Source organism: Pseudomonas sp. R3.Fl, assembly GCF_023516765.1.
Taxonomy (GTDB): Bacteria; Pseudomonadota; Gammaproteobacteria; order Pseudomonadales; family Pseudomonadaceae; genus Pseudomonas; species Pseudomonas citronellolis.
The window spans coordinates 2,663,606-2,688,888 of sequence record NZ_JAMGSO010000001.1; the positions used below are offsets into that span (position 1 = coordinate 2,663,606).

At 67.3% G+C, this 25,283-nt stretch carries 24 protein-coding genes, 1 tRNA gene and 1 pseudogene; 11 read left to right on the top strand and 15 right to left on the bottom strand.

The window, feature by feature from the left end:
- The first annotated feature begins 34 nt into the window (after window positions 1-34).
- The 5 genes from M8R19_RS11535 to M8R19_RS11555 all read left to right on the top strand — a co-directional run bounded on the left by M8R19_RS11535 (window position 35) and on the right by M8R19_RS11555 (window position 3,697).
- Window positions 35-976, top strand: a complete 942-nt coding sequence (locus M8R19_RS11535; protein WP_024128138.1) for a ribose-phosphate pyrophosphokinase — start codon at window positions 35-37, stop codon at window positions 974-976.
- Window positions 977-1,082: 106 nt separating this feature from the next.
- On the top strand, window positions 1,083-1,694 hold the full coding sequence (locus M8R19_RS11540) for a 50S ribosomal protein L25/general stress protein Ctc (protein ID WP_249917853.1): 612 nt from the start codon (window positions 1,083-1,085) through the stop codon (window positions 1,692-1,694).
- Between the two features lie 40 nt (window positions 1,695-1,734).
- Complete coding sequence (gene pth, locus M8R19_RS11545) at window positions 1,735-2,319, top strand: aminoacyl-tRNA hydrolase (RefSeq protein ID WP_249917854.1); 585 nt, start codon at window positions 1,735-1,737, stop codon at window positions 2,317-2,319.
- A 24-nt stretch (window positions 2,320-2,343) separates the two neighbouring features.
- Complete coding sequence (ychF, locus tag M8R19_RS11550; protein ID WP_249917855.1) at window positions 2,344-3,444, top strand: redox-regulated ATPase YchF; 1,101 nt, start codon at window positions 2,344-2,346, stop codon at window positions 3,442-3,444.
- A gap of 176 nt (window positions 3,445-3,620) precedes the next feature.
- Window positions 3,621-3,697: transfer RNA gene (locus tag M8R19_RS11555), tRNA-Met, on the top strand.
- A gap of 473 nt (window positions 3,698-4,170) precedes the next feature.
- On the opposite strand, the pseudogene M8R19_RS11560 reads toward M8R19_RS11555, so the two are convergent.
- The 3 genes and pseudogenes from M8R19_RS11560 to M8R19_RS11570 form a co-directional block, all read right to left on the bottom strand.
- Window positions 4,171-4,404: pseudogene (locus M8R19_RS11560) on the bottom strand (HigA family addiction module antitoxin); the annotation flags it as partial.
- A 26-nt stretch (window positions 4,405-4,430) separates the two neighbouring features.
- Window positions 4,431-4,655 carry a type II toxin-antitoxin system Phd/YefM family antitoxin gene (locus M8R19_RS11565; protein WP_249917856.1) on the bottom strand — a complete coding sequence of 75 codons (225 nt, stop codon included), beginning with the start codon at window positions 4,653-4,655 and terminating at the stop codon, window positions 4,431-4,433.
- Window positions 4,656-4,742: 87 nt separating this feature from the next.
- Window positions 4,743-4,988, bottom strand: coding sequence for a FitA-like ribbon-helix-helix domain-containing protein (locus tag M8R19_RS11570; protein WP_249917857.1), 246 nt, complete (start codon window positions 4,986-4,988; stop codon window positions 4,743-4,745).
- Window positions 4,989-5,324: 336 nt separating this feature from the next.
- Here M8R19_RS11570 and M8R19_RS11575 point away from each other — a divergent pair, with 336 nt between their 5' ends.
- Entirely contained in the window at window positions 5,325-5,519 is a 195-nt protein-coding gene (locus tag M8R19_RS11575; RefSeq protein ID WP_009617424.1) for a hypothetical protein, read from the top strand.
- Between the two features lie 2 nt (window positions 5,520-5,521).
- Here M8R19_RS11575 and M8R19_RS11580 read toward each other — a convergent pair whose 3' ends face one another.
- From M8R19_RS11580 to M8R19_RS11620, 9 genes are all read right to left on the bottom strand, one after another.
- Entirely contained in the window at window positions 5,522-6,517 is a 996-nt protein-coding gene (locus M8R19_RS11580; protein WP_249917858.1) for an isocitrate/isopropylmalate dehydrogenase family protein, read from the bottom strand.
- 87 nt (window positions 6,518-6,604) lie between these two features.
- Entirely contained in the window at window positions 6,605-7,249 is a 645-nt protein-coding gene (can, locus tag M8R19_RS11585; RefSeq protein WP_249917859.1) for a carbonate dehydratase, read from the bottom strand.
- A gap of 66 nt (window positions 7,250-7,315) precedes the next feature.
- Window positions 7,316-8,560, bottom strand: a complete 1,245-nt coding sequence (locus M8R19_RS11590) for a C69 family dipeptidase (protein WP_249917860.1) — start codon at window positions 8,558-8,560, stop codon at window positions 7,316-7,318.
- 163 nt (window positions 8,561-8,723) lie between these two features.
- On the bottom strand, window positions 8,724-9,176 hold the full coding sequence (rimI, locus tag M8R19_RS11595) for a ribosomal protein S18-alanine N-acetyltransferase (RefSeq protein WP_074981865.1): 453 nt from the start codon (window positions 9,174-9,176) through the stop codon (window positions 8,724-8,726).
- On the bottom strand, window positions 9,173-9,985 hold the full coding sequence (locus M8R19_RS11600; protein ID WP_074981868.1) for an energy transducer TonB: 813 nt from the start codon (window positions 9,983-9,985) through the stop codon (window positions 9,173-9,175). Before M8R19_RS11600 ends, rimI begins: the two co-directional genes overlap by 4 nt.
- A 106-nt stretch (window positions 9,986-10,091) precedes the next feature.
- The gene (locus tag M8R19_RS11605) at window positions 10,092-11,111 is read right to left on the bottom strand and encodes a DUF6160 family protein (protein WP_074981871.1); all 1,020 of its coding nucleotides are present in this window, start codon (window positions 11,109-11,111) and stop codon (window positions 10,092-10,094) included.
- Between the two features lie 43 nt (window positions 11,112-11,154).
- A complete protein-coding gene (locus M8R19_RS11610) occupies window positions 11,155-11,700 on the bottom strand; it encodes a DUF6160 family protein (protein WP_249917861.1) in 546 nt (181 codons plus the stop codon).
- Window positions 11,701-11,714: 14 nt separating this feature from the next.
- Entirely contained in the window at window positions 11,715-12,779 is a 1,065-nt protein-coding gene (locus M8R19_RS11615) for a hypothetical protein (RefSeq protein WP_502942844.1), read from the bottom strand.
- A 160-nt stretch (window positions 12,780-12,939) separates the two neighbouring features.
- Window positions 12,940-13,545: a hypothetical protein gene (locus M8R19_RS11620; protein ID WP_058488483.1), complete on the bottom strand. Its 606-nt coding sequence runs from the start codon at window positions 13,543-13,545 to the stop codon at window positions 12,940-12,942.
- A gap of 191 nt (window positions 13,546-13,736) precedes the next feature.
- On the opposite strand from M8R19_RS11620, the gene mksB reads away from it, so the two are divergent.
- From mksB to M8R19_RS11645, 5 genes are all read left to right on the top strand, one after another.
- Window positions 13,737-15,014 (top strand): Mks condensin complex protein MksB, encoded by a 1,278-nt coding sequence (gene mksB / locus M8R19_RS11625; RefSeq protein WP_043273525.1) that lies wholly within the window; start codon window positions 13,737-13,739, stop codon window positions 15,012-15,014.
- On the top strand, window positions 15,004-15,723 hold the full coding sequence (gene mksE / locus M8R19_RS11630; RefSeq protein ID WP_074981875.1) for an Mks condensin complex protein MksE: 720 nt from the start codon (window positions 15,004-15,006) through the stop codon (window positions 15,721-15,723). Before mksB ends, mksE begins: the two co-directional genes overlap by 11 nt.
- Window positions 15,720-18,557 (top strand): Mks condensin complex protein MksF, encoded by a 2,838-nt coding sequence (mksF, locus tag M8R19_RS11635; RefSeq protein WP_249917862.1) that lies wholly within the window; start codon window positions 15,720-15,722, stop codon window positions 18,555-18,557. Before mksE ends, mksF begins: the two co-directional genes overlap by 4 nt.
- Window positions 18,558-18,679: 122 nt before the next feature.
- Complete coding sequence (locus M8R19_RS11640; protein WP_116422734.1) at window positions 18,680-19,687, top strand: iron ABC transporter substrate-binding protein; 1,008 nt, start codon at window positions 18,680-18,682, stop codon at window positions 19,685-19,687.
- A complete protein-coding gene (locus M8R19_RS11645; RefSeq protein WP_249917863.1) occupies window positions 19,687-21,246 on the top strand; it encodes an ABC transporter permease in 1,560 nt (519 codons plus the stop codon). The genes M8R19_RS11640 and M8R19_RS11645 overlap by 1 nt, the downstream gene beginning before the upstream one ends.
- Window positions 21,247-21,647: 401 nt before the next feature.
- Here the strand turns inward: M8R19_RS11645 and M8R19_RS11650 are convergent, their stop codons facing one another.
- From M8R19_RS11650 to M8R19_RS11660, 3 genes are read right to left on the bottom strand one after another with little or no spacing between them, the layout of a single operon-like run.
- The gene (locus M8R19_RS11650) at window positions 21,648-23,951 is read right to left on the bottom strand and encodes a PqiB family protein (RefSeq protein WP_249917864.1); all 2,304 of its coding nucleotides are present in this window, start codon (window positions 23,949-23,951) and stop codon (window positions 21,648-21,650) included.
- Complete coding sequence (locus tag M8R19_RS11655; RefSeq protein ID WP_009617390.1) at window positions 23,944-24,564, bottom strand: paraquat-inducible protein A; 621 nt, start codon at window positions 24,562-24,564, stop codon at window positions 23,944-23,946. The genes M8R19_RS11650 and M8R19_RS11655 overlap by 8 nt, the downstream gene beginning before the upstream one ends.
- On the bottom strand, window positions 24,551-25,207 hold the full coding sequence (locus M8R19_RS11660) for a paraquat-inducible protein A (protein WP_043273518.1): 657 nt from the start codon (window positions 25,205-25,207) through the stop codon (window positions 24,551-24,553). The genes M8R19_RS11655 and M8R19_RS11660 overlap by 14 nt, the downstream gene beginning before the upstream one ends.
- Between the last annotated feature and the right edge of the window lie 76 nt (window positions 25,208-25,283).

Consider the following 25,283-nt stretch of genomic DNA (forward strand, 5'->3'; position numbering starts at 1 on the left):
CATCAGGCCCACCCTCAGCCGGCAGGTACTGCGCGTGTCCAAGATGATGGTCTTCACGGGGAACGCCAACCCCGACCTGGCACGCCGAGTCGTGCGTCAACTGCACATTCCCCTCGGTGATGTTTCCGTCGGCAAGTTCTCCGATGGCGAAATCAGTGTCGAAATCAACGAAAACGTCCGCGGCAAGGACGTCTTCCTGATCCAGCCGACCTGTGCTCCGACCAACGACAACCTGATGGAACTGGTGGTGATGGCCGATGCCTTCCGCCGCTCCTCGGCGACTCGTATCACCGCGGTCATCCCCTACTTCGGCTATGCCCGCCAGGATCGCCGTCCGCGTTCCGCCCGCGTGGCCATCAGCGCGAAGGTCGTCGCCGACATGCTGACCGTGGTGGGCGTCAACCGCGTCCTCACCGTCGACCTGCACGCCGACCAGATCCAGGGCTTCTTCGATATCCCCGTCGACAACATCTACGGCTCGCCCGTACTGGTCGACGACATCGAGGACCAGCGCTTCGAGAACCTGATGATCGTCTCCCCGGACATCGGTGGCGTGGTGCGCGCTCGCGCCGTCGCCAAGTCCCTGGGCGTGGACCTTGCCATCATCGACAAGCGTCGTCCGAAGGCCAACCAGTCCGAAGTCATGCACATCATCGGCGATGTCGAAGGCCGTACCTGCGTACTGGTCGACGACATGGTCGATACCGCCGGCACCCTCGGCCACGCCGCCAAGGCTCTGAAAGAGCACGGCGCCGCCAAGGTCATCGCCTACTGCACCCACCCGGTGCTGTCGGGCCGTGCCATCGAGAACATCGAGGGTTCCGTACTGGACGAGCTGGTGGTGACCAACACCATCCCGCTGTCCGCCGCTGCCCAGGCCTGTGGCCGCATCCGCCAGCTGGACATCGCTCCGGTCGTGGCCGAAGCCATGCGCCGGATCAGCAACGAAGAATCGATCAGCGCCATGTTCCGCTGAGGAACAGGGCCTGACGAAAGCGCCCCGCCACGGCGGGGCAATTGAAGATTCGCCCGAACGCTGGTCGCAAGCGCTCGGGCGATCTTTTCATTGTGGAGATAGAGTAATGGTTGACTTTGTTCTGAATGCCCAAGCGCGTTCCGACCTGGGGAAAGGTGCGAGCCGCCGCCTGCGTCGTAATGCCGGTCTGGTTCCCGCGGTCATCTACGGTGGCGAGAAAGCCCCGGTTTCCGTGACCCTGGAACTGCGTGAAATCGCCAAACTGCTGGAAAACGAGGCTGCCTTCAGCCACGTCATCGCCCTGGACGTCGATGGCGCCAAGGAAACCGTGCTGATCAAAGCCCTGCAACGCCATCCGGCCAAAGGCTTCGTCATGCACGCCGACTTCCTGCGCGTCGTTGCCGACCACAAGCTGACCGCTCACGTTCCGCTGCACTTCCTCAACGAGGAAACCGCAGTTGGCGTCAAGCAAGGCGGCGGTGAAGTTTCCCACGTCGTTTCCGAAGTCGAAGTTTCCTGCCTGCCGAAAGACCTGCCGGAATTCATCGAAGTCGACCTGGCGAAAGTCGAAGTCGGTCAGATCGTTCACCTGTCCGACCTCAAGCTGCCGAAAGGCGTGGAACTGGTTCAACTGGCCCATGGCAACGACCTGGCCGTGGCCAACATCCACGCTTCCCGCGTAGTCAAGGAAGAAGGCGAGGAAGGCGCGGCCGAGTAATCGCTCGCTAGCCTCCCGCCTCAAGGAAAGGGCCCCCGTCGTGACCGCCGTGCAACTGATCGTTGGCCTGGGCAACCCAGGCCCGGAATACGAACAGACCCGGCATAACGCGGGGGCCCTTTTCGTCGAGCGCCTGGCCGACCGCGAACGCGTCAGCCTGAGCCCCGACAAGAAGTATTTCGGCCTGGTCGGCAAGTTCAGCCACCAGGGCCGCGACGTTCGTCTGCTCATCCCCACCACCTACATGAACCGCAGCGGCCAGGCCGTGGCGGCGCTCGCCGGGTTCTTCCGCATCCCGGTCGAAGCCATCCTGGTGGCCCACGACGAACTCGACATGCCCCCCGGCGTCGCCAAGCTCAAGAAGGGCGGCGGCCATGGCGGGCACAACGGGCTGCGCGACATCATCGCCCAGCTCGGCAACCAGAACGGCTTCCATCGCCTGCGGCTTGGCATCGGCCATCCGGGGCACAGCAGCCTGGTCTCCGGCTTCGTCCTCGGCCGCGCCCCGCGCAGCGAGCAGGAGCTGCTGGACGCCAGCATCGATTCCGCCCTCGGCGTGCTGCCGGAAATGCTCGCAGGCGACTGGACCCGCGCGATGCAGAAGCTGCACAGCCCGAAGGCCTGACCCGTCTCGCCAGAGGTACACAGCATGGGCTTCAACTGCGGCATCGTCGGCTTGCCCAACGTCGGCAAATCCACCCTGTTCAACGCCCTGACCAAATCGGGTATCGCGGCAGAGAACTTCCCCTTCTGCACCATCGAGCCGAACAGCGGCATCGTGCCCATGCCCGACGCGCGCCTCGACGCCCTGGCGGCAATCGTCAAGCCCGAGCGGGTGCTCCCCACCACCATGGAATTCGTCGACATCGCCGGCCTGGTGGCGGGCGCCTCCAAGGGTGAAGGCCTGGGCAACAAGTTCCTCGCCAACATCCGCGAGACCGACGCCATCGCCCACGTGGTGCGCTGCTTCGAGGACGACAACGTCATCCACGTCAGCAACAGCGTCGATCCCAAGCGCGACATCGAGATCATCGACCTCGAACTGATCTTCGCCGACCTCGACAGCTGCGAGAAGCAACTGCAGAAGGTCGCCCGCAACGCCAAGGGCGGCGACAAGGAAGCCATCGCGCAGAAGGCCCTGCTGGAAAAGCTCATCGCCCACTTCACCGCCGGCAAGCCCGCGCGCAGCCTGGTCAAGGACATGGCTGACGAAGAGAAGCGCCTGGTGCGCGGCTTCCACCTGCTGACCAGCAAGCCGGTGATGTACATCGCCAACGTCGCCGAGGAAGGCTTCGAGAACAACCCGCACCTGGACGCCGTGCGCGCCATCGCCGAAGAAGAAGGCGCGGTCGTGGTGCCGGTGTGCAACAAGATCGAAGCGGAAATCGCCGAACTGGACGACGACGAGGAGAAGCAGATGTTCCTCGAGTCCATGGGCATGGAAGAGCCGGGCCTGAACCGCGTGATCCGCGCCGGCTACGAACTGCTCAACCTGCAGACCTACTTCACCGCCGGGGTGAAGGAAGTCCGCGCCTGGACCGTGCGCATCGGCGCCACCGCCCCGCAGGCCGCCGCGGTGATCCACACCGACTTCGAAAAAGGCTTCATCCGCGCCGAAGTCATCTCCTACGACGACTTCATCCAGTACAAGGGCGAAGCCGGCGCCAAGGAAGCCGGCAAATGGCGCCTGGAAGGCAAGGACTACATCGTCAAGGACGGCGACGTGATGCACTTCCGCTTCAACGTTTAAGCCGCCGGCAGCGCCCCAGGCGCCCGCCAGCAAGCCGAAAAGGCCCCACGTACCCCGCGGGGCCTTTTTCGTTCCCGCCCTACCGCTCGTCCCGCTAAACGCTTGAAAGAACAGAAAAATATCTAACCAAAGGGGGTTGACAGCCTCCCGAAAGATCCGGAAAATGCGCGCCACTCGGCTACATAGCTCAGTCGGTTAGAGCGCAGCATTCATAATGCTGATGTCCCAGGTTCAAGTCCCGGTGTAGCCACCATTATTTTCAAGGGGTTAGCGCAAGCTAACCCCTTTTCTTTTGGGGCGGCGCTTACAAAGCGTCCGCAACCTGACTCCGCCCTTCCCTGCGCGCTCAAGCCCCCGCATCCCGCTGTTCATTTAAGCGATGCGTTGGTTCAGCCAAGGCGCCTAATCCTGGCTCTGCTCCGCTCCCCCCTCTCCCGGAGGGAGAGGGGGCCGTTGGAGCTGCCGGAAACTCCAGAGTCATCCTGAACACGTAGTGCCATCTGGACGGCTGGAGTGGCCGGCAAGTCCAATCGCGGACGAAGTCCGCTCCTACGCCCATGCTTCCCTGAACCGTAGGAGCGGACTCTGTCCGCGATTCGGCGGATAACGCCATAGGCGTTATGCGCCCTACGGATTTCCCGAGAGCCTTAGGCGCTGGGAGTTCGGAGTCATCCTGATACTCCTCACTTTCATCGAGCCAGTAGTTCTAACCGTGAGTCGCTAGCACTCGTACTGGCTCTGCAGGTTCATCCAGAACCCGGCTGAGGTGTCGAAGTAGCGGCCCAGCCGAATAGCCATATCCGCAGTGACGCCACGGCGCTCGCGGACAATGTCTTTGACAGTCGGGACCGACACGTTCAAGGCGCGAGCCAGCGCGGCCGGAGTTATCCCCAGCGCCTGCTGGAACTCTTCGCGCAGGATTTCCCCAGGATGAATGGGGCGCATTCCGTTGGTTGTCATGGTCCAGCTCCCTCAGTGGCAATCCACTATCTCTGCTCCATTTGAGCCAAGGAACGCGCCAGGCGGGCGGCATTGGCTGGGGACGTCAGCAGATGGACGGTTTCCATCAGGCTGTTGAAGCTATCGAGCGAAAGCAGCACGGCATTCGGCGCGTCTCGACGAGAAATCACGATGAAATCCTCGCCACCGACAACATCTTCGATGAGCTTCTTCAGGTTGTTGCGGGCATAGGAGAAGTTGACTACACGCATAACGGCACCTCCTGGGTATTTCTCGTACAGGCCGAGCGCTAAAAAGCTCGAAGTTCAGCTCCGAAAGCGGGCCGGTATCGAACAGGATCATTCTCCGAAGACCACCGCTCGAGCCTTGCGCCTGCGAACTGGAAGCTCGATGTCAGCTCCACCTACAGATGCGAAGTGGGTATGAATCCGGCTCCCCAGGCCTCCCCGCTTTTCATCCTTGGAGAGTGCACGAACCAGGATCTCCCTGGCCTCCTCTTCCATAGAGCGGCCATGACTGTCGGCGCGCACACGGAGCCGGGTCTCCAGGTCGTCATCCAGGTTTCTGATGGTGATGCTGGCCATGGCTGCCTCCAGTGCGATCATTCAAAACGCATCCCATGATGATCGAAGAGTGCCCCGGAATTCGCCGCAACGGCGGTATGCCCCCTCCCCCACTCCTGTAATGACAGGCGAAGGCATGCCGTAGGACGCAGCCCCGTCCATCGGCTCCCACTCCAGATACCCGAATTGTTTCACCCCGGGAAAAACTCCTTCGCGCATTCGTTAGCTAGCTAATGTTATCCCCGGGCGCTACCTTTGCCTTCGCAGGTTCTTCCATTTCCCTGCTCTCCCATAGCCATTGCCCGCCCCGCTCCGAGCGGGCAATGGCTTCTTTTTCCCGCTTTTCAGGGCGTTTGTATGCGTTATCTCGTCCGCACGCTGATCGTGGTCTGTCTTTCCCTGCTGCTCGGGCTGGCGGCCCAGGAGTGGACGTTGTTCGTCCAGGGGCTGCCCATGGGCGGAGGTTTGCGCGCGATGCTGACAGTGCTGCCCTTGTTGGCCGTGGGCAGCGGCTGCGCGGCCTGGCTGGCCGACCATCCCGAGCTGGGCTAGCCCTAGAGCCGCTGCAGGACGCCCTCGCCCACCACGCGGGTGGTTTCCAGGCCGTGGTCGAGGTGACCTTCTTCGCGCAGGAAGCTTTCCACCGCACGCTCGATGCGCGTGGCGCCGGTTTCGTCGTGCCAGTGGAAGCGCAGCAGCATGGCCGCGCTGAGGATGGCAGCCAGTGGGTTGGCGCGGCCGCTGCCGGCGATGTCGGGGGCGCTGCCGTGGACCGGTTCGGCCAGGGCCAGTTGCTCGCCCAGGTTGAGCGAGGGCGCCAGGGCCAGGCCGCCGCCCCAGTGGCTGGCGAGGTCGGAGAGGATGTCGCCGAACAGGTTGCTGGTGACGATCAGGTCGAAGGCTTCCGGGCGCTCCACCAGTTGCAGGGCCGCCACGTCCACCAGGCGCTCGTCGAGCACGTCGCCCCAGCCTTCGGTGGCCAGCAGGTCGCGGCAGGTGTCGCGGAACAGGCCGCAGGTCAGCGGCAGGACGTTGGCCTTGTGCACCAGGGTGATGCGTCGCGCCTGGCGTTGCCGAGCGATGCGTGATGCGGCCTGGGCCAGGCGCGTGCAGGCGGCGCGGCTGATCACCCGCTCGGCGATGGCCACGCCGTCGGCCTCCCAGTGTTCGCGGCTGCTGTACAGGCCTTCGCTGTTCTCGCGCAGGATCAGCAGGTCGATGCCGGCGTGGGGCGACACCGCCGGCCAGGTGCGCACCGGGCGCAGGTTGAGGTACAGGCCCAGTTCCTGGCGCAGGCGCAGGATGGCGCTGCGGTAGCCTTCCACCTTGTGGCTGGGCGAGGACACTGCGCCGAACAGCCCGGCTCCGCATGCCCGCAGCGCCTCCAGGGTCTCCTCCGGCACCGAGGTGCCGTGGCGCTGGAAGCAATCCCAACCCGCCTCTGCTTCGCGCAGACGCAGGTCGGGCAGCAGTTTCTGCAGCACGGCCACGGCCGCCGGCACGACTTCGCGGCCGATGCCGTCGCCGGGGATCACGCAGAGTTCGCGCATGCTCGCCTCTTCGTCAGTGACCTTCTCCTATCTTCGGTCTGCCCGGCGCGCCCGGCGAGGCGGGCCGGACGACCGGCACGGGGAGGCTCAGGCCTCGCCCATGGGGCGCAGGCGGTACTGCGGCGGCAGCTGGTCGAGGCCGCTGACGGTGACATTGAGGTTCTTCCAGCGGCCGTCCTTGATGCCGTAGATGCAGCCGTGCACCGACAGCGGCTGGCCACGGTGCCAGGCGTTCTGGACGATGTTGGTGTGGCTGACGTTGGCCACCTGCTGGATGACGTTCAGCTCGCACAGGCGGTCGACGCGCTCTTCCTCGCTGGCGAACTGGGACAGGTGCTCGCGGTACTCGTAGGCGAGGTCGCGGATGGTCCGCAGCCAGCCGTCGATCAGGCCGAACTGCTGGTCCTGCAGCGAGGCGCGCACGCCGCCGCAGCCGTAGTGGCCGGTGACCAGGATGTGCTTCACCTTGAGCACGTCCACGGCGTACTGGATCACCGACAGGCAGTTGAGGTCGGTGTGCAGCACGACGTTGGCGACGTTGCGGTGGACGAACAGGTCGCCGGGCAGCATGCCGACGATCTCGTTGGCCGGCACCCGCGCATCGGAGCAGCCGATCCACAGGTATTCCGGTGCCTGCTGGCGAGCCAGCTTGGCGAAGAAGTCAGGGTCCTCGCGGTTGATCGCCTCGGCCCAGCGGGCATTGTTCTCGAACAGTTGTTCCAGGTCGCTCATGGTGGCTCCTCCTCTGCGGCTGGCGCACCTTACGTAACGCCGGCGGCCTTTGACAAGCACTACCGATCAGGGCGTGGCGTGCTGCCGCCACCAGCGCGGCAGGCGCGGCTCCAGTTGCCCGGCGAGTTGCTGCCAGGCCGCGTGCCAGGCCTCGGCTTCGGCGGCCAGGCGCGCCCAGTCGGGGTTGCGGCGGTCCAGCGCGGCAAGTTGCTCGGCCTCCAGCCAGGCGTGCCCCGCGCGCAGGGCGGCGGCGAATTCGGCATCCACCAGAGCGCGGCGATGCACCGCTTCGAAGCGGCACCAGAGGGACTGCTCCAGCGGCTCATCGGCCTTGCTGAGCAGGCTGGCGCCGGCGGCCGCCTCGAAGCCCAGCGGCTGGAACAGCGACAGGCACGGCGCCGAGGTGCCGGTGGCGGCCAGGCGCGGGCCCTCCGGGCCAAGGCGGGCGATGAGGCTGGCGGTGGTCTGCGAGGGGCGCCAGAAGCTGCCGGCATGCATGCACACCTGGCGGTTGTCGTGACGGGTGAAGTTGTGGTCGCGCCGGCCATGGTTGCGCAGGGCGACCACCAGGGCCTCCCAGCCGGGCTGGCGCGGGCAGCTGGCGAGGAACTCCTGGTTCATCCGCCGGCGCTGGTGCGCCCCGGCCACCCAGGGCAGCAGGCGGCCATCGAAGGCGCGGGCGAAGTGGAAGTCGCCGCGGCCGTTCCAGCAGCCCAGGCGCCGGGCGTGGGCCGGCAGGTCGTGGCTGCACAGGTCGTATTCGTGGCCGATGCTCAAGGCGTTGGAGATGGCGCAGCGCTCCACCCGCCGCGCCGCCCACAGGCGGCCGGCGGTCTCCAGCACCCAGGCCTCGCCGGCATCGGCGATGACGAAGCTGTTGTCGTAGCGCAGGCGCTTGTTGCGAAAGCCCGCCGGCCCGCCCTGACCGTGGCGCTCCAGCAGGCCGGTGATCACCTCCAGGGCTTCGCGCGCGCTGGCGCCGCGTTCCAGGCCCAGGCGCACCAGGTCCATGCCCAGCAGCGCCTCGCCGGTCTGGTCCACCAGGCGGGTGAAGACCGCTTCGTTGCCGATGGCCACGCCGTGCTCGTTCACGCCCATTTCCGCGCCCCACAGCCAAGCGGGCTGGCTGAGGATAACGGCATGGCGGTCGGCGACCTGGGGAATTTCCAGGTAGGTGGCGCGCATCTGCCTGGCGGTATCGCCACGCACAGCGGGCAGGCGCAGCAGGCGCTGGGGTTCGGAGGGCTCGCGGTCGCTGTTCTTGGCGAACCAGGTGCAGCCGTCGGCGCGCAGGACGAGGGTGTCACACATGGACGCCCTCCTGCCGCGCGCCGGCGGCATGTGAGGCGGGAAGCGGATGACGACGGGCAGGCGCCGCCGCTGCAGCGGTTGGCTTCATGTCGCGACCTTGTTCTTGTTATTGATCGCCCAGCCTACGCCTGTGCGCGGCGGCCGGATATGGCCTGGATGACGGTCAGTCGAGCAGCGTGCAGGCCATCACCAGGGCGTCCTCGCGCCCGCCCACCGCCGGGTAGTAGCCGCGCCGGCGACCGATCTCGTTGAAGCCGAAGCGCTCGTACAGGCGGTAGGCGCTCTGGTTGGTCTCGCGCACCTCCAGGAAGCATTCCTGCGCGCCCAGCTCGCCGGCCCGCGCCATCAGGTGTTCGAGCAGGCGCAGGCCGAGGCCGCGGCCCTGGCTTTCCGGCTTCACCGTGATGTTCAGCAGGTGCGCCTCGTCGAGGATGATCTGGATCACGCCGTGGCCGACCTGCTGGGTGCCTTCGAACATCAGCCAGCAGTCGTAGCTCTTCAGGCCGTCGGTGAAGATGCCGCGGGTCCAGGGGTGGCTGAAGGCGGCGTATTCGATCTTGAGCACAGCGTCGAGATCCGCCTCGGTCATCGGGCGGAAGGAAATGGCGTCAGTCATTCTGCGTCCTGGTCCAGCCAGCGTTGGCGCACCCGGCGCATGGCGCGCCACAGTTCGCCCTTGAGGGCGGGTTCGTCGCTCAGCCGCTCCAGGCCGGGGATGGCCCAGGCCACGCCCAGTTCCTCGATCTGCAGCTCGCGCAGCATCGCCTCGTCGTCCGCCTCGCCGGCGAAGCGCACGGCGGGCCGGCCGACCAGCCACAGGCAGCGGCACGGGCCGCTGTCTTCCAGGCGCGCGGCGACGAAGCCCTGGACGAACTCGCGGGCCGCCTGCGGGCCCTGGTCCATGTTGCCGCCGGAAAGCAGCGGCCAGCGCACCGGCTCGCCGAGCAGTTGCGGGCTGTCCGGCAAGCCGGCGGCGCGCAGCAGGTCCTTGAGCAGCAGGTAGGCCGGGTCGCGGCTGGCCAGGGGCTCGCCGGTGGGCAGCTCGACCAGCAGCGCACAGGCGCCGGCGCGCAGCAATTGCAGGCTGAAGCGCGGCGGCGGCTCGACCGGCGCGCGTGGCGCAGGCGCCTCGGCTTCGGCAGGTGCCTCGGCGGCCACCGGCGTGCGGGTCTGGGCAGCGGGGCGCGGCACCACCACCGGGATCGCTGGCCGGGCCTCGGCCGTCGGCGCCGGTTTCTCCGGCGCGGCGGCCGGCGGCGTGCTGGCGGTTTCGGGCGCGGCGCTCGGCGCCGGAGCCTGGACGGGCTCCGGCACTTCCAGCAGCTGCGGGCGCGAAGGCGCGGCGAAGGGCAGCACCACGCGGGGCAGCCAGGAGGCGACCTGCATGGCGCCGAGATAGGCGCGACGGCGGGCTTCTTCGATCAAGAGTCCTGTACCTGTGGGCATCCTGCGGGCGCAGGGCTAAACGCAACGGAGCGGAATTGTCGCGTGAAACGCGCCCGACGGAAAGGCCGGCCGGCGGATGGGCCGCTCAGCAGCCCTTGTTCATGCCGACGCAGGTGTCCTGGCGGGGAATGCCGTTGAAGGCCTGGTTGAAGTCGATGTTGATCGGCGAAACCAGGTTGCCGTTGGCGTCGCGGTACTTGGGCATGTTCATGAAGGCGCCCTTGAGCGCGGTGATCATCTGCCCGGTGTCCATGTCGCGCCACTGCACGTCCTGGCTCTGCAGGGAGATGAAGAAGCCCTTGGCGGCGCCGGCCAGGCCGGCCTGGCTCAGGTCGCCCACCGGCAGCGACTGGAACTGGCTGAGCTTGAAGCAGGTGGTGATGCCGAGGATGGCGCAGTTGTTGGAGGTGAACAGCCCGGTGACGATGTCCGTCCACAGCGGCACGCAGCCATTGGTGCAGTCCAGCTGCGAGCCGTTGGTCATGCCGGCGTAGGTGCCGCGCACCGGGTCGCTGGCGCCGCCGGAGGTGACCAGGCCGGCATCCGCCTCCACCGTGCTGCTGCGGTAGATGCCCGCCAGGCCGAGCAGCAGCTGTTGCCCTACCGTGGCCTTGTTGTAGATGGCGTCGGCAGTGCCTTTGATGTGCACCGGAATGTTCCCGGTCAGCGACTGGATGTCGCCGGAAAGCACGCCCTTGGCCTGGTTGAAGCCGATGCGCACGCCGACCATCTTGTTGCCGTCGTAGGCGAACTCGACGTACGGATCGACGATGGTGAAGGGGTTGATCTGCCCGGTCTGGTTGTTGACCGTGCCCAGGGCGAAGTTGTTGATGGAAATGTCCGCGCTGTTGGCGGCTTCGCCGGCGCGGTCGTAGAGGCCGAGCTGCAGCTTGTTCATGTTCAGCTGCGTTTCCACCGTGGCGCCGATGTTCAGGCGGGTGTAGTTGATGCCCGCGGCGGCGTCGGTGGCCAGGTTGATGAAGGCCTGGCCGGTGACGTCGGACAGCTGGCTGTCGCTCAGCGCCCGCAGCTCGGCGTTCGCGCCGCCGGCCAGGCACAGCAGCACGCCGGCCAGCAGCAGGCGCCGTACGGAAAGGAAGGTCATGGGTTTTCCCCCTGGAGCTTGGTCCCGGCCATGCGCGCTCCCCTCATCGGGCCGGGACCTGGAACAGGTTGAGGTTGCCCTGCACGTGCAACACGCCGTCGACGCGGGCGCTGAGCAGGTCGGTCTGCACCAGGCCGGCATCGGTGCTGCGGGCCTTGTTGGCGCCGGCCAGGGTCAGGCTGACGCCGTTGAAGTTGACGTCCTTCAGGCCGACCCGCAGGACCTGGCGGTTGAAGGCCGCGCCGTCGCCGCCGAAGCCGCTGTTGATGGAGAGGATGTCCACGGTGACCTCGTCGAAGCTGAAGGTCCCGCTGATGTTGTCCAGCACCAGGAAGTTGTTGCCGCTGCCCGCCGGCTGGATCGCCACCCGCGCGCCGCAGCCACCCGGGCAACGAGTGATGCTGGGGGTCTTCTGGATGTTGACCGTGACACCCAGGCTCAGGCCGTCCTGGCCGACCACCTGGCCGAGGTCGTCGTCCGGCAGGGTGCGCAGTTCCGCCTGGGCGAGCGGGCCGGCCAGCATCGCCAGCAGGGCGACGGCGGCGGCCCGGAGCCGGCGGCCGGGCGGAAGCAGCGGTGGAAAACTCATCGTGCCGTGCTCCGTCAGAGGTTGTGGGAAGTGACTTTCAGGTAGTTGAAGCTCAACCCGGACAGCTCGCTGCGCCCCAGGTTGACCCCGCCGGTCGGCACCGCGCCGTAGGAGGCCCGGGTGCCGCCGATGTTCAGGTTGTCGATCACCAGGCTGGTGCGCGGCGCGTTGGCGTAGAAGTCCGCGGCGTTGGCCGCGGTCAGCATGGGCAGCTCGAAGGTGAAGTTGCCGTCGGCGGTCACCGACAGCAGCAGCGGCTGGGACTTGCCGTAGCCCAGGGCGACGCTGGCGTAGGCATTGGTCAGGTAGACGCTGCGCGCGGCCTTCTCCGCCGCGCTGGCGCAGTTGGTGTTGCCCGCGGCGCAGGAGAGGATGTCCAGGGTCTTGGCGTAGAGGTTCAGGCGCAGTTCGCCGACCAGTTGGCTGCGCGCGCTGGAGCCCCACAGGCGCAGGTAGCTGCCGTCCATCGCCAGGTCCTGGAAGTCCAGGGCCAGCACGTCGGTGCGGGTGCCGCCACTGACCGGCACGGTGAAGTCGAAGCGCGCGCCCAGGTCGACCTTCTCGCTGGCGCGGCTCGAACAGCCGCTGCCGGCGCCGGCGTAGCCGCTGATGCAGGGCTGCCCGGCGTTGTTGGCTATCAGCGGCGGGAAGGCCAGTTCGAGCACGTCGGCGTCGCTGGGCAGGGTGTTGACCACGCGGCCGTCGGCGAGCTGGGTGGTGAGCACCGAGCCCTTGGCCAGGTTGAGCTTGAAGGGATAGGTCAGGCGGCCGATGGTCACCGGCTGCAGGTTGCTGCCGTGGTTGCTGCCGGTGGCGCCCAGGTAGAGATTGCGCACCGCGATGGAGACGTCCTTGCCGTTGGGGTCTTTCAGCCCGGTGATGTTGGTGGTGGCCTTGCTGCCGTCGATCATGGCGTTGTCCACCACGAAGCCGATGCCGGCGCCCTGCACGTCGGACAGTTGCTCGTCGTCCAGGGCGACCATGTCGGCGCGCGCCGCCAGGGCCATCCAGGCAAGGCAGGCGCCCATCGCCAGCGCAATGCGGGCGGGGCGCGGAAGGCTGATACGGCTGCTGGCCATGGCCACCTCTTGTTCTTTTCTCGTTCGCCGACCAAGGGGCAAAAGCCCTGTCTGCCACTATAGGGAGTCGTCGGCCCTTGCGGCCCGACCCATAGTCGAGAATCGCCTGCTGGCAGGTGGCCGCCGTGTTACCCAAGGTCACACCGGCGTAACAGCCGCGTCAGCCGTGGCGGAACAGCCCGATCAGGTGCTCGGCGATGGCGCCCTTGATGGCCTCCAGGTTCAGCCGCGACTGCGTTTGCAGCTTCGCGCTGTTGAGCCGGTGCAGGTGCAGCGAGGGCATGCGCGCCTCGTACTCGCGCAGGTCGCCCTTGACCAGTACCGGCAGGAAGGGCTCGTCGCGCATGCGGTAGCGGCGGATCAGCAGCTTCAGGCCGTCCTGGAAGGGCAGCTCGGCGGAGCCCACCAGGCGGTGCTCGCCGGGGATCTTCAGGTACAGGCCGCTGTGGCCCATGGTCTCGCCGGGCAGGATGTGGATACCGGTGGGTTCCACGGCGTCGGCGGGGATGTCGTGGAAGGTATCGAACCAGGCCTGCTCGTTGGGCAGGATGGTGATGCCGCCCTCCTGGCTCTCCGGGATCACGAAGCTGTAGTTGCTGTAGAGCTTCTCCACGTAGGAGGAATAGATGCACAGGCGGTTCTCGAAGCGCCTGAGGAAGTCGATGGCCTCGCTGCGGTCGGTGATGGCGTCCAGGTCCCAGTCCAGGTCGTCCTGGCGCTCCAGTTCGGCCCAGCGGGCCTTGGCGAGTGCGGCGTCGTAAGTCATGGCGGCAATTGGCTAGTGGCTGTTAGCCAACTGGCAGAAAACATGCCAGGAATTTCAGGGGGTTAAGGCCGCTTTTCAGGGCCTTGGCGACATCCCGCACGGCGTAAACTGCCGCGTTTCGTCACCCCTTCCGCCGCGGGCGGACCTTTGCAGTACAATCGCCCCCTTTACCCGTCAACAGCGGCTACCCGATGATCGACCCCCGACGCGTACTGCGCGCCCTCGCCGAACACTGGGCCCTGCTCGAACCGCTCTGCGAGCGCTTCGACAGCGGCACCCTGGCCCTGGCGGAGCTGCGCCTGCAACTCACGGCGCAGCTGCCCGAAGGCAGCCCGGCGGACGTCACCGCCCTGCTCGACCAGTGGATCCGCCTGGACATCCTGGTGCCGGTGGCCAAGAGCCCCAACCGCTTCGAGCTGAACGCCCAGATCCACGACTTCCTCGCCTACCTGCGCCACGAGCACCGCCTGGGCCTGTGCCTGGAGATCGAGGCCTACCTGCGCCACCTGGAACGCCTGGCCGGCTACATCCGCGACGCCTTCGAGGTGCGCGACGGCAACGACCTGGCGCGCCAGCTGCGCCTGCTCGACATGCGCGTGCGCGACGTGCTGAAGAAGCTGGCCAACGACGAACAGGCGCTGATCGCCGTGGCCGAGCGGGCCAAGACCAGCGACCGGCAGATTCCCCTGCGCCAGCGCTACGCCGAGGTCCTGGCGACCTGGGACGAGTACGTCGAGCCGATGATCCAGCTGGTCTCCGCCGACGGCGCCTTCGAACAGGGCGTGCGCCGCGTCGAGCAGGTGCTGCTGCGCCTGCTGGGCGAACAGCAGCGTCTCGGCCAACTGGTGGACGACGACCAGCTGCTGCGCACCCACGCGCGCATCCTGGAGATGCAGACCACCGCCCAGCTCACCCTGCGCCGCGCCCGCGAACTGCTGCTGCCGCTGCGCGAGGAAGCCCGCCGGCACAACGCGATCACTCGCGGCGCCGCGCTGGCCCTGTCGGTGATCCGCCGCAAGGGCATCGACGCCGTGCCCCAGGCCTCCCTGCCGCTGTTCACCCGGCCGCAGAGCACCTTCCTCGGCAGCGCCTCGCAGGTGGAAAGCTACGTCTTCGCCCTGGCCCGCTTCGAGCCCAAGCCCGCGCACTTCCCCAAGGCGACCGGCAAGCGCGGCGGCGACGGCCCGCGCAACGCGCCACGCACCGCGCGGGAGATGCTCGAGCGCTGCCAGGCCGCCCTGCCGCTGCCGGACCTGATGGTCTGGCTGCTGCAGCAGGAGCCCGAGGGCGCCACCGACGAGCTGCTCTACTGGTTCTCGCGCCTGTCGCGCGACGGCCGCTTCCAGCGCGAGCGCCTGGAGCGCCGCGACTACGATACCGCCCAGCACAGCGTCAGCCTGTGCTCCTTCGCCCTGCTCGCCGCCCCGAGCGGCAAGGCCGACAAAGCGAGCGAACCCCATGCAAATTAATCTTTCCGAACTGACCCAGCTCGGGCCGATCTTCCGCGAGCTGTTCAAGGGCTTCCACATCAGCCGCCGCGACCCCGAGCTGTACAGCCAGCTGTCCAACCAGCAGGACCAGTACCGCGCGCTGTTCCGCTCGCTGGGCTTCGAGCTGGTCTGCGACACCCGCGGCTTCTACTACTTCGTCCCCGAGCAGATCGGCGCCCAGGTCAACAAGACCGCCCAGCGCCTGGCGCTGTTCACCTTCATCCTGGTGGAGCACCTGGCCGACCAGGGCCGCGACCCGCTGGCCGTGCTCGACGGCGGCAGCATCGGCCGCGACGAGCTGCCGCCGCTGCTGGAGAAGTACCGCGACCTGTTCCTGCAGGCCGAGGTGACCACCCAGGAGGAACTGGAAGAGAAGGTCATGCGCCGGATGACCCAGCTCGGCTTCGCCGCCGAGGACAACGGCGTGTACCGCTTCCTGCCGCCGATGCACCGCTTCCTCGACGTCTGCCTGTCGGTGCAGCAGGACCGCGACCTGGCCGCCAGCCTGCACGCCAAGGACCTGGCCTACGTCGCCCCGGCCCTGGCCGAGGAAGACGAGGAGCCGATCGTCAGCCTGGAAGAACCCGCCGAGCCGGCCGCGCCGCTCATTGAAGAAGTGGAAAGTGAGGAAGACGCCCTCGCCCGCGCCATCGCCGAAGAACAAGCCGACATGGAGGCCCAGGCATGACCCAGGAACGCTACGGCATTCGCCGCTTCGCCCTGCTCAACACTGCCGGCTACAGCCTCGGCGTGTTCCCCCTGGAGCAGCCGCTGTCGGTGTACGGCGCCAACAACCTCGGCAAGTCCGCCTCGATCAACGCGCTGCAGTTCCCGATCCTGGCGCGCATGTCGGACATGAGCTTCGGCAAGTACAGCCTGGAAGCCTCGCGCAAGTTCTACTTCGCCACCGACACCAGCTACATCCTCATCGAGCTGGAACTGCCCCACGGCCGCCACGTCATCGGCTGCGGCGGGCGCGGCCCGGGCGGCGGCTTCGGCCACCAGTTCTTCGCCTACCAGGGCGAGCTGGACCTGGAGCACTACCAGAAGAACGGCACCTGCCTGCGCCTGCGCGAGCTGTACGCCAGCCTGGAGCGCGCCGGCCTGAAGGCCTACGAACTCAAGCCCGACGAGCTGCGCCGGCTGCTGGTCGGCGGGCACACCTCGGTGCCGCTGGACCTGACGCTGATCCCGCTGCGCTCCACCAGCGAGCAGAGCCTGAAGACCTTCCGCTCGCTGTTCATCAACCTGCTGCACATGCGCGAGATCACCGCGGCCAAGCTCAAGCAGCTGTTCCTCGACGCCTTCGAGCACAGCCTGCGCTCGGGTAGCGTCGACTACATCGCCGCCTGCGAGGAAGCCTTCCGCGACGTGCGCCGCATGGAGGGCGACTACCAGGCCCTGGTCGCCGCCGGCCCGCTGGTCGAGGCGCTGGCCAACGGCGTGCAGCAGCGCGAATTCCTGCGCGGCAAGATGCACCGCCTTTCGCCGCTGCTCGACAACCTGCTGGGCACCTGGGAAGACTACGCCGGCGCGCGCAAGGAAGAGCTGGTGATCCAGGCCGAGCACTACCGCAGCGAGCAGGACGGCCTGCAGAACGAACAGCGCGGCGGCACCGCCGAGCTGATGCGCCTGGAGCGCGAGATCAGCGAGATCCAGCGCTGGATGGGCGAGCTGGCGGTGCTGAAGAACCGCTTCGCCCTGGTCGACGACGCCAAGGTCCTGGAGCAGCAGCTGCTCGCCGCCAAGGACGCCCACGACGAACTGGCCGGCGCCCTGGCCCACTCGCGGCAGTTCTCCAGCGAAGACCTCGACGAGCGCGTGCGCGACCTGGAGAAGCGCGTGAAGAGCGTGCGCCAGCAGCTCGAACACGCCGACAACAACAGCTATGCGCGCCTGCGCGAGGAGTTCTCGCAGCAGGACGTGGAGCGCCTGATGCGCCTGTTCAACGGCGCGCTGTTCAGCCTGCCGCTGGGCGACAAGGGCGTGAGCCTGGACGAGGAAGGCCAGTGGGTCGGCAGCGTCGAGAAGATCCTCGACGCCTTCAAGGGCGAGCGCTTCGAAGTGCCGGGTCTTGCCATCGACCTCTCGCACATCGAGCCGCCGGCGCTGCAGGCCCTGGCCGACCGCGCCGCCCTGCGCGACCAGAAGGAGCGCCTGGAGAAGGAGCTCAAGCAGCTCAAGACGCAGCAGGCCGTGGCCGCCGACCGCCACGCCAGCAAGGCCCAGGCCGACAAGCTGTACCAGGACGTGCTCGACGCGCAGAAGGCCCTGGAAGACTTCCGCCGCAGCGAGACGCTGAGCGCCGAGGAACCGGCCAAGCTGGAAAAACTCGCGCAACTGGAAGCCACCCAGGACGAACTCAAGCGCTCGGCCGACGCCTTCACCGAGCGCGTCCAGCAGCTCTCCGCCAAGCTGCAGCTGGTGGGCCGCCAGCTGGCCGACCTGGAAGCCAAGCAGCGCACCCTCGACGACGCCCTGCGCCGCCGCCAGCTGCTGCCCGCCGACCTGCCGTTCGGCACGCCGTTCATGGAGCCGGTGGACGACTCCCTGGACAACCTGCTGCCGCTGCTCAACGACTACCAGGACACCTGGCAGCAACTGCAGCGCATCGACGGCCAGATCGAGGCGCTGTACGCCCAGGTGCGCCTGAAGGGCGTGGCCAAGTTCGACAGCGAGGACGACCCCGAGCGTCGCCTGCAACTGCTGATCAACGCCTACGCGCACCGCACCGACGAAGCCCTGACCCTGGCCAAGGCGCGCCGCGCGGCGGTGACCGACATCGCGCGGACGCTGCGCAATATCCGCAGCGATTACGACAACCTCGAACACCAGTTGGCGCTGTTCAACCGCGAGATCAACAAGCGCCAGGTGTCGAACCTGCAGAGCTTCCGCATCGTGCTGGCGCCGAACAAGGAAGCGCTCAAGCACATCGACCAGATCATCCACAGCGCCGGCCAGTACGAGGAAGGCGAGAACCTCTCGGTGTTCGACCTGACGCAGAGCGCCGAGCAGGATGCCAAGAACGAGGAAGCCAAGGACTACCTGTCGCGCCTGGTGGCGGCGAACAACAACCAGCTGGGCCTGAAGGACCTGTTCGAGCTGGCGTTCGAGATCACCAAGGTCGGCGGCCAGCCGATCGTCCACACCGACATCGACGGCGCCGCCTCCAACGGCACCACCATGACCATCAAGGCGCTGACCAACATGTACCTGTTGCTGCACCTGATGGACCGCGAGCAGGCCGGGCGCATCCGCCTGCCCTACTACCTCGACGAGGCCGCCGACATCGACGAACGCAACCAGGCCGCGCTGCTGGAAACCAGCCTGCAGCTGGGCTTCGTGCCGATCCTGGCGAGCGTCAAGCCGCAGGTATCGGCGCAGGTAGCCATCGACCTGGAAGGCGGCAGCGGGCCCAACGGCATCTACATCGACGAGGCCGACTGGAAGTTCATCCGCCGCCGCGAACTGGCCGTCGACCACCCCGCCGCCACGGCCGAAGAGGCCGCGGAGCCGGCCTGAGCGCCCCCGCCGCCGGCGCGCAGCCGGCGGTGGCATTCATGAGCAAGCTATGGAGTTTGGCCGGAAAGGCTAGGTTACATATAATGGCTTGCATTCTCATTGGCGACACCACGGGAGTTTCCATGTCTGTTCGTCTGCTCGCCGGCGTCAAGGGCGCTGTCCTGGCCTGCCTGCTCGGCGGCCTGTCTCTGCACGCCGCTGCCGATCCGGTCACCCTCACCCTGTACAACGGCCAGCATGCCGCCACCGGCATCGCTATCGCCAAGGCCTTCACCGACAAGACCGGCATCCCGGTCAAGATCCGCAAGGGCGGCGACGGCCAGTTGGCCAGCCAGATCACCGAGGAAGGCGCGCGCTCGCCGGCCGACGTCATCTACACCGAGGAATCGCCGCCGCTGATGCGCCTGTCCGGCGCCGGCCTGCTGGCCCCGCTGGACGCCGGCACCCTGGCCCTGGTCGAGGCGCAGAACGCCGGCGGCAAGGGCGACTGGGTGGGCATCACCGCCCGCGCCCGGGTGCTGGCCTACAACCCGAAGAAGATCGACGAGAAGGACCTGCCCAAGAGCCTGATGGACCTGTCCGACCCGCAGTGGTCCGGGCGCTTCGGCTTCGTCCCCACCAGCGGCGCCTTCCTCGAACAGGTTTCCGCGGTGATCAAGCTCAAGGGCCGCGACGCCGCCGAGGACTGGCTCACCGGCCTGAAGGCCTTCGGCGGCATCTACACCAACAACGTCACCGCCATGAAAGCCGTGGAGAACGGCGAGGTCGACATGGCGCTGATCAACAACTACTACTGGTACACCCTGAAGAAGGAGAAGGGCGAGCTGAACTCGCGCCTGTACTTCTTCGGCAACCAGGACCCGGGCGCGCTGGTCACCGTCTCCGGCGCCGCCGTGCTCAAGTCCAGCCAGCACCCGCAGGAAGCCCAGCAGTTCGTCGCCTTCATGCTCAGCGAAGAGGGCCAGAAGGCCATCCTCAGCCAGTCCGCCGAGTACCCGCTGCGCAAGGGCATGCAGGCCGACCCGCAGCTCAAGCCGTTCGCCGAGCTGAACCCGCCGCAGCTCAGCCCCGCCGACATGGGTGAGGCCAAGGACGCGCTGGACCTCGAACGCGACGTCGGCCTGAACTGATGTCCATCGCCGCGCCCGTGGTCCAGGCCCGCGGCGGCCACGGGCGCAAGGCGCCGCTGTGGCTGCTGCCGCCGGTGCTCCTGCTCGCCCTGCTGGCGGCGCTGCCGCTGTTCTACGTCGCGGCCAAGGCCTGGGACTCGGGCTGGCACGTGGCCTGGGAACTGCTCTGGCGGCCCTACGTGTTCCGCCTGTTCGGCAACACCCTCAAGCTGCTGGTGCTGGTCACCGTGCTCAGCGCCCTGCTCGGCCTGGCCTGCGCCTGGCTGGTGGAACGCAGCGACCTGCCCGGGCGGCGCTACTGGAACGTGCTGCTGTGCCTGCCGTTCGCCATCCCCTCCTTCGTCAGCAGCTTCACCTGGGTGTCGCTGAGCCCGGCCTACGAAGGCCTGGGCGGCGCGGTGCTGGTCATGGCGATGTCCAAGTACCCGCTGGTGTACCTGCCGCTGGCCGCCACCCTGCGCAACCTCGACCCGTCGCTGGAGGAAAGCGCGCGCATGCTCGGCGTGTCGCGCCGCCAGGTGTTCTGGCGGGTGACCCTGCCGCTGCTGCGCCCGACCCTGGCCGCCACCAGCCTGCTGGTGGCGCTGCACATGCTGGTGGAGTTCGGCGCGCTGTCGATCCTGCGCTTCCAGACCTTCACCACGGCGATCTACCAGGAGTTCGAACTGGAGTTCAGCAACGCCACCGCGGCCATGCTCTCCTCGGTGCTGCTGGCGCTGTGCTTCCTGCTGCTGTGGCTGGAACTGCGCATGCGCGGCCGCGGCCGCCTGGTGCGCACCGGCCAGGGCAGCGCGCGGCAGGCCGAGCGGGTGCGCCTGCACGCCTGGAAATGGCCGCTGCAACTGCTGCTGGTGGCGCTGGTGGTGATCGGCACCGGCATCCCCATGGCCATGCTCGGCTACTGGCTGCTCACCGGCGCCTCGGCGGCCTTCCCGCTGCTGGAAATCGGCCAGGCGCTGCTGTCGTCGCTGTCGCTGTCCTTCGGCGGCGCCCTGCTCGGCTGCCTGCTGGCGCTGCCGGTGAGCATCCTGGTGGTGCGCTACCCCGGCCCGCTGGCGCGCTGGGCGCAACGCCTGCCCTACCTGCTGCAGGCCCTGCCGGGGCTGGTGATCGCCCTGTCGCTGGTGTACTTCGCCCTGCACTACGTGCCGGACCTGTACCAGACCAGCGCGCTGCTGCTGATCGCCTACGCCCTGCTGTTCCTGCCCCTGGCCCAGGCGCCGATCCGCGTGGCTCTGGAAAAGGCCTCGCCGCAACTGGAAGAAGCCGCCCGCACGCTGGGCCAGACGCCGCTGCGCGCCTTCCTGCGCATCACCCTGCCGATCATCTCGCCGGCCATGGGCGCGGGGTTCGTGCTGGTGTTCCTCGACAGCATGAAGGAGCTGACCGCCACCCTGGTGCTTGGGCCTACGGGGCTAACGACATTGGCTACGGCGGTGTGGGTGCATACCTCGACGCTGGAGTACGCGGCGGCGGCGCCGTATGCGGCGTTGCTGATCCTGATTTCCGGGGTGCCGGTGTACCTGCTGACGACGCGGGCAGCGCGGACTGGGCGCTGAAGGCGGAAGCGCTTTTCGTAGGAGCGAGCTTGCTCGCGAACCAAGCTCCTTGTGACATAGGTGCGGTGGGACACTCCGCCCCCTCTCCCTAACCCTCTCCCTGAAGGGAGAGGGGACCGTTCGGCGCGGCCTGGCTTTCCCGAGTCAGCCGGTCAGCACGGTAGTTTCCAGTAGAACCCATACTCTCTCTCGGCACGGACAAGCCCCCTCTCCCTTCAGGGCGGGGCGCGCAGCCGAGGGCTGGGGAGAGGGTGCTCTTCGGACTGGGACCATTCGCGAGCAAGCTCGCTCCTACGAAAATCAAAAGCCCCCGAACGTCCCAAGCAAAAACGCCCCGCCGGTCTCCCGGCGGGGCGCTTGGTCTCGGATAAGCGGCGTATAACCGCGAACGGTTATACGCCCTACTCGCCCACCGCCTTCCCCAGCGGAATCTTCGGCGCCCACTGCAGCCACTCATCCTGGTACTCGTCGAACAGCGCAAAGGTCTGCCCCGGCCGCGCCGCGGCGCCCATCTGCGCATTGTCCGGCGTAGCGAAGGCCACACCGCCGGCAAGGATGGTCTCGAAGGACTCGGTACGCACCTTCACCCCCTTGAACAGGCCGGCATCCACCCCTACCCCGCTGGTGTTCCAGAAGCGGCTGCCGGTGCGCACCAGAGGCGCGTAGCGCGGCTCGATGAGGATGTGGATCAGCACCCGGTCGCCCTGCTCGCCCAGTTCGAAGGAAGTCACCTTGCCCACCTGCACCTCGCGGTAGGTCACCGGCACACCCGGCTTCAGCGAGCCGCGGCGGGCGGCGCTGAGGGTCAGGCGCAGGCCGTCGGCGTCGAGCAGGCGGTTGGGTTCCTGGCCCAGCAGCTTGAAGCCGGTCTGCGCCGGGCCCGGCTTGGCCGCCGGCAGCACTTCGATGTACGGGCCGCTGACCAGGGTGCCGAGGTTCTCCGCGCCGCGCAGGCCCAACTGCGCCGAGACCACCCAGAAGCGGCTGCCCTGGCGGGCGATGCTGTCCTGGGCGCGGGTCAGGCGCGCCTTGAGCACCACGCCGCCGAGGTCGCGGCTGAGGTCCACCTGCTCCACACGGCCCACGTCCAGGCCGCGGTAGCGGATCACCGTGCCCTCGCGCAGGCCGTCGGCCGAGTCGGCGCGCAGCTCGATCAGTTGGCCCTTGGCGTGGGCGCTGTCCTCGCTGTCGTAGAGGGCGAAGCGGCGCACCTTGGTGATGGGCGCGGCCTTGGGATCGGGGGTGTCGAAGGCGATGCCGCCGCTGATCAGCGTCTGCAGCGATTCGCTCTTGAACTTGATGCCGTTGAGGTCGCCGCTCAGGGTCACGCCGCTGACGTTCCAGAAGCGCGTCGAGGTGTTCACCAGGGCCGCGTATTCGGGCTCGATGTGCACGCCCACCACCACCCGCTGGCGATCACGGGACAGCTGGTAGCTCTGTACGGTGCCGACCTTCATCTGCCGGTAGAGGATGGGCGTGCCCACCTCCAGCGAACCCAGGCGGTCGCTGGTCAGCACCAGGTGCAGGCCGGGCGCGTCCAGGTTCAGCGGCGGCGCCTTCGGGCGCACGGTGAACTCGCGGGTCGGCTCGCCCTCCTTGGAGAAGCGCACGGCGATGTAGTTGCCCTTCACCAGCGCCTCCAGCCCGGTGATGCCGGCCAGCGAGATGCTCGGCTTGACCAGCCAGAACTCGGTCTTGCCGTTGAGGAAGTCCTCGGTGCGCGGGTCCATGGACAGGGTGGCGGTGGCGCCGTTGAAGTCCTTGTTCATGTCGATGGCCTTCACCGTGCCCACCTGCACGCCGTTGTACATCACCGGGGTGCTGCCGGCGGAAAGGCCGCTGACGTCGTCCACCTTCAGGCGCACCGCCAGGCCCGCCTGGGCGGCGTCGTAGTCCTCGTAGAGGCGGAAGGGCTTGGTCGGGTCGGTGGGCGGGCTGTCCGGGTAGCTGTCCGGGGTGGCGAAGGCGATGCCGCCGGCGGCGATGCTGGCCAGCGACTCGGTGCGCAGCTTCAGGCCGCTGAGGCTGCCGGACAGGGTGATGCCGCTGGCGTTCCAGAAGCGCGTGTGCTTGCGCACCAGGTTGGCGTAGGCCGGCTCGATGTGGATCTTCACCTCGATGGTCTTCTGGTCGTCGGCCAGCTGGTAGCTCTTCACCTGGCCGACCTGGATCTGCCGGTAGTAGATGGGGCTGCCCTGCTCCAGCGAACCCAGGCGCTCGGCCTTGAGCATCAGGTGCAGGCCGGGCAGGCTGTCGGACAGCGGCGGCGGCTCCTTGAGCGCGACGAAGTCGTGGTTGAGCTCGCCCTTCACCGGGTCGACGGCGATGTAGTTGCCCGACACCAGGGTCTCCAGCCCGGTCACCCCGGCCAGGGACACGCGCGGCTTGACCAGCCAGAAGCGCGTGCGCTTGCTCAGGTACTCGATGCTTTCCTTGCGCATCTCGACCACCGCGGTGACGCCCAGGGTAGGCTTGTTCACGTGCAGGTCGATGACCTTGCCCACGGCGATGCCCTTGAAGATCACCTCGGTCTTGTTCGGCTGGATGCCATCGCCGCTCTCGAACTGGATGTTGATGGTCACCCCGGCCTGGTCGTAGGCGCGCCAGGCCAGCCAGGCGCCGATGGCCAGGGCGATCAGCGGCAGGATCCAGATCGCCGACCAGTTGGTGGTCTTGCGCAGTTTCGGGGTGGGGAGTTCACTCATCGTCGTTTTCCGCGTCCGTGTTATCCCAGATCAGCCTGGGATCGAAAGTCACTGCCGCCAGCATGGTCAGCACCACCACAGTGGCGAAGGCGGCTGCACCGAGGTTCGCCTCGATGCTGGCCAGGTTGCCGAAGTTCACCAGGGTCACGAGGATGGCGATGACGAAGATATCGAGCATCGACCAGCGACCTATCCACTCGATGAAGCGGTACATCAGGATGCGTTGCCGCGCCGACATCGGCTGGTGGCGCTGCACCGAATAAAGCAGCAGGGCGATGCCGACCAGCTTGAAGGTCGGCACCAGGATGCTGGCGACGAACACCACCGCGGCCACCGGGATCATGTCCGCGTGGATCAGCTCCACCACCCCTTCCATGATGGTCGCCGGGGTGCCGCTGCCAAGGAAGTTGACGGTCATGATCGGTAGCAGGTTCGCCGGGATATAGAGGATGGCCGCGGTGATCAGCAGCGCCCAGGTGCGGGTGAGGCTGTTCGGCCGCCGCGCGTGCAGCACCGAGCCACAGCGCGAACAGTGCTGCGGCTCCTCGTCGGTGGCGCGGTTGAGCTGGTGGCATTCGCCGCAGGTCAGGATGCCGGCGTCAATGGCCCTCATCGTCGAACTCCCCGGCCAGCGATTCCCACACCTGGTGGCGCGACATGGTCACCTCCAGCCATATCTGGCTGAGCAGCAGGCCGATGAAGCAGGCCAGGCCCACGCCGATGTGCAGCTCGGCCATATCGATCAGTTTGACGATGGCCACCAGAATGCCCATCAGGTAGACCTCCAGCATGCCCCACTCGCGCAGGTGCTGGTACCAGCGCAGCAGTTGCATGGCCTGCGCGCGCGCCACGTCGAAGCGCAGGCTGCAGAGGACGAACAGCTGGCACAGCAGCTTGGCCAGGGGAATCACCATGCTGCACAGGAACACCAGCACGGCCACTCCGTGCATGCCCGAAGCGTACAGGCCAAGCACCCCGCCCCAGACGGTGTCGATACCGACCTGGCCGAGGATGTCGATCTTCATGATCGGCAGGAAGTTGGCCGGGATGTAGAGGAAAAGCGCGGTGAGCACCAGCGCCATGGCGCGGCGCACCATGTGCGGCCGGTGGATTTCCAGCTCGTAGCCGCAGCGCGGGCAGACCGAGCGGTTGCCCGTGGGGACCGGCTCGCGGCGCATCAGCAGGTCGCATTCATGGCAGGCGATCAGCTGCTCCAGCGGCAGGTCTTGCAGCGCACGGCTGTCGGTTTCGGACATGGGGGGACTCTGGATGGTTTGTGCCTATTGTAGACGAGGCGGCCTGCGCGGCGCTGCGCCCGTAGCGCCTCGAAAT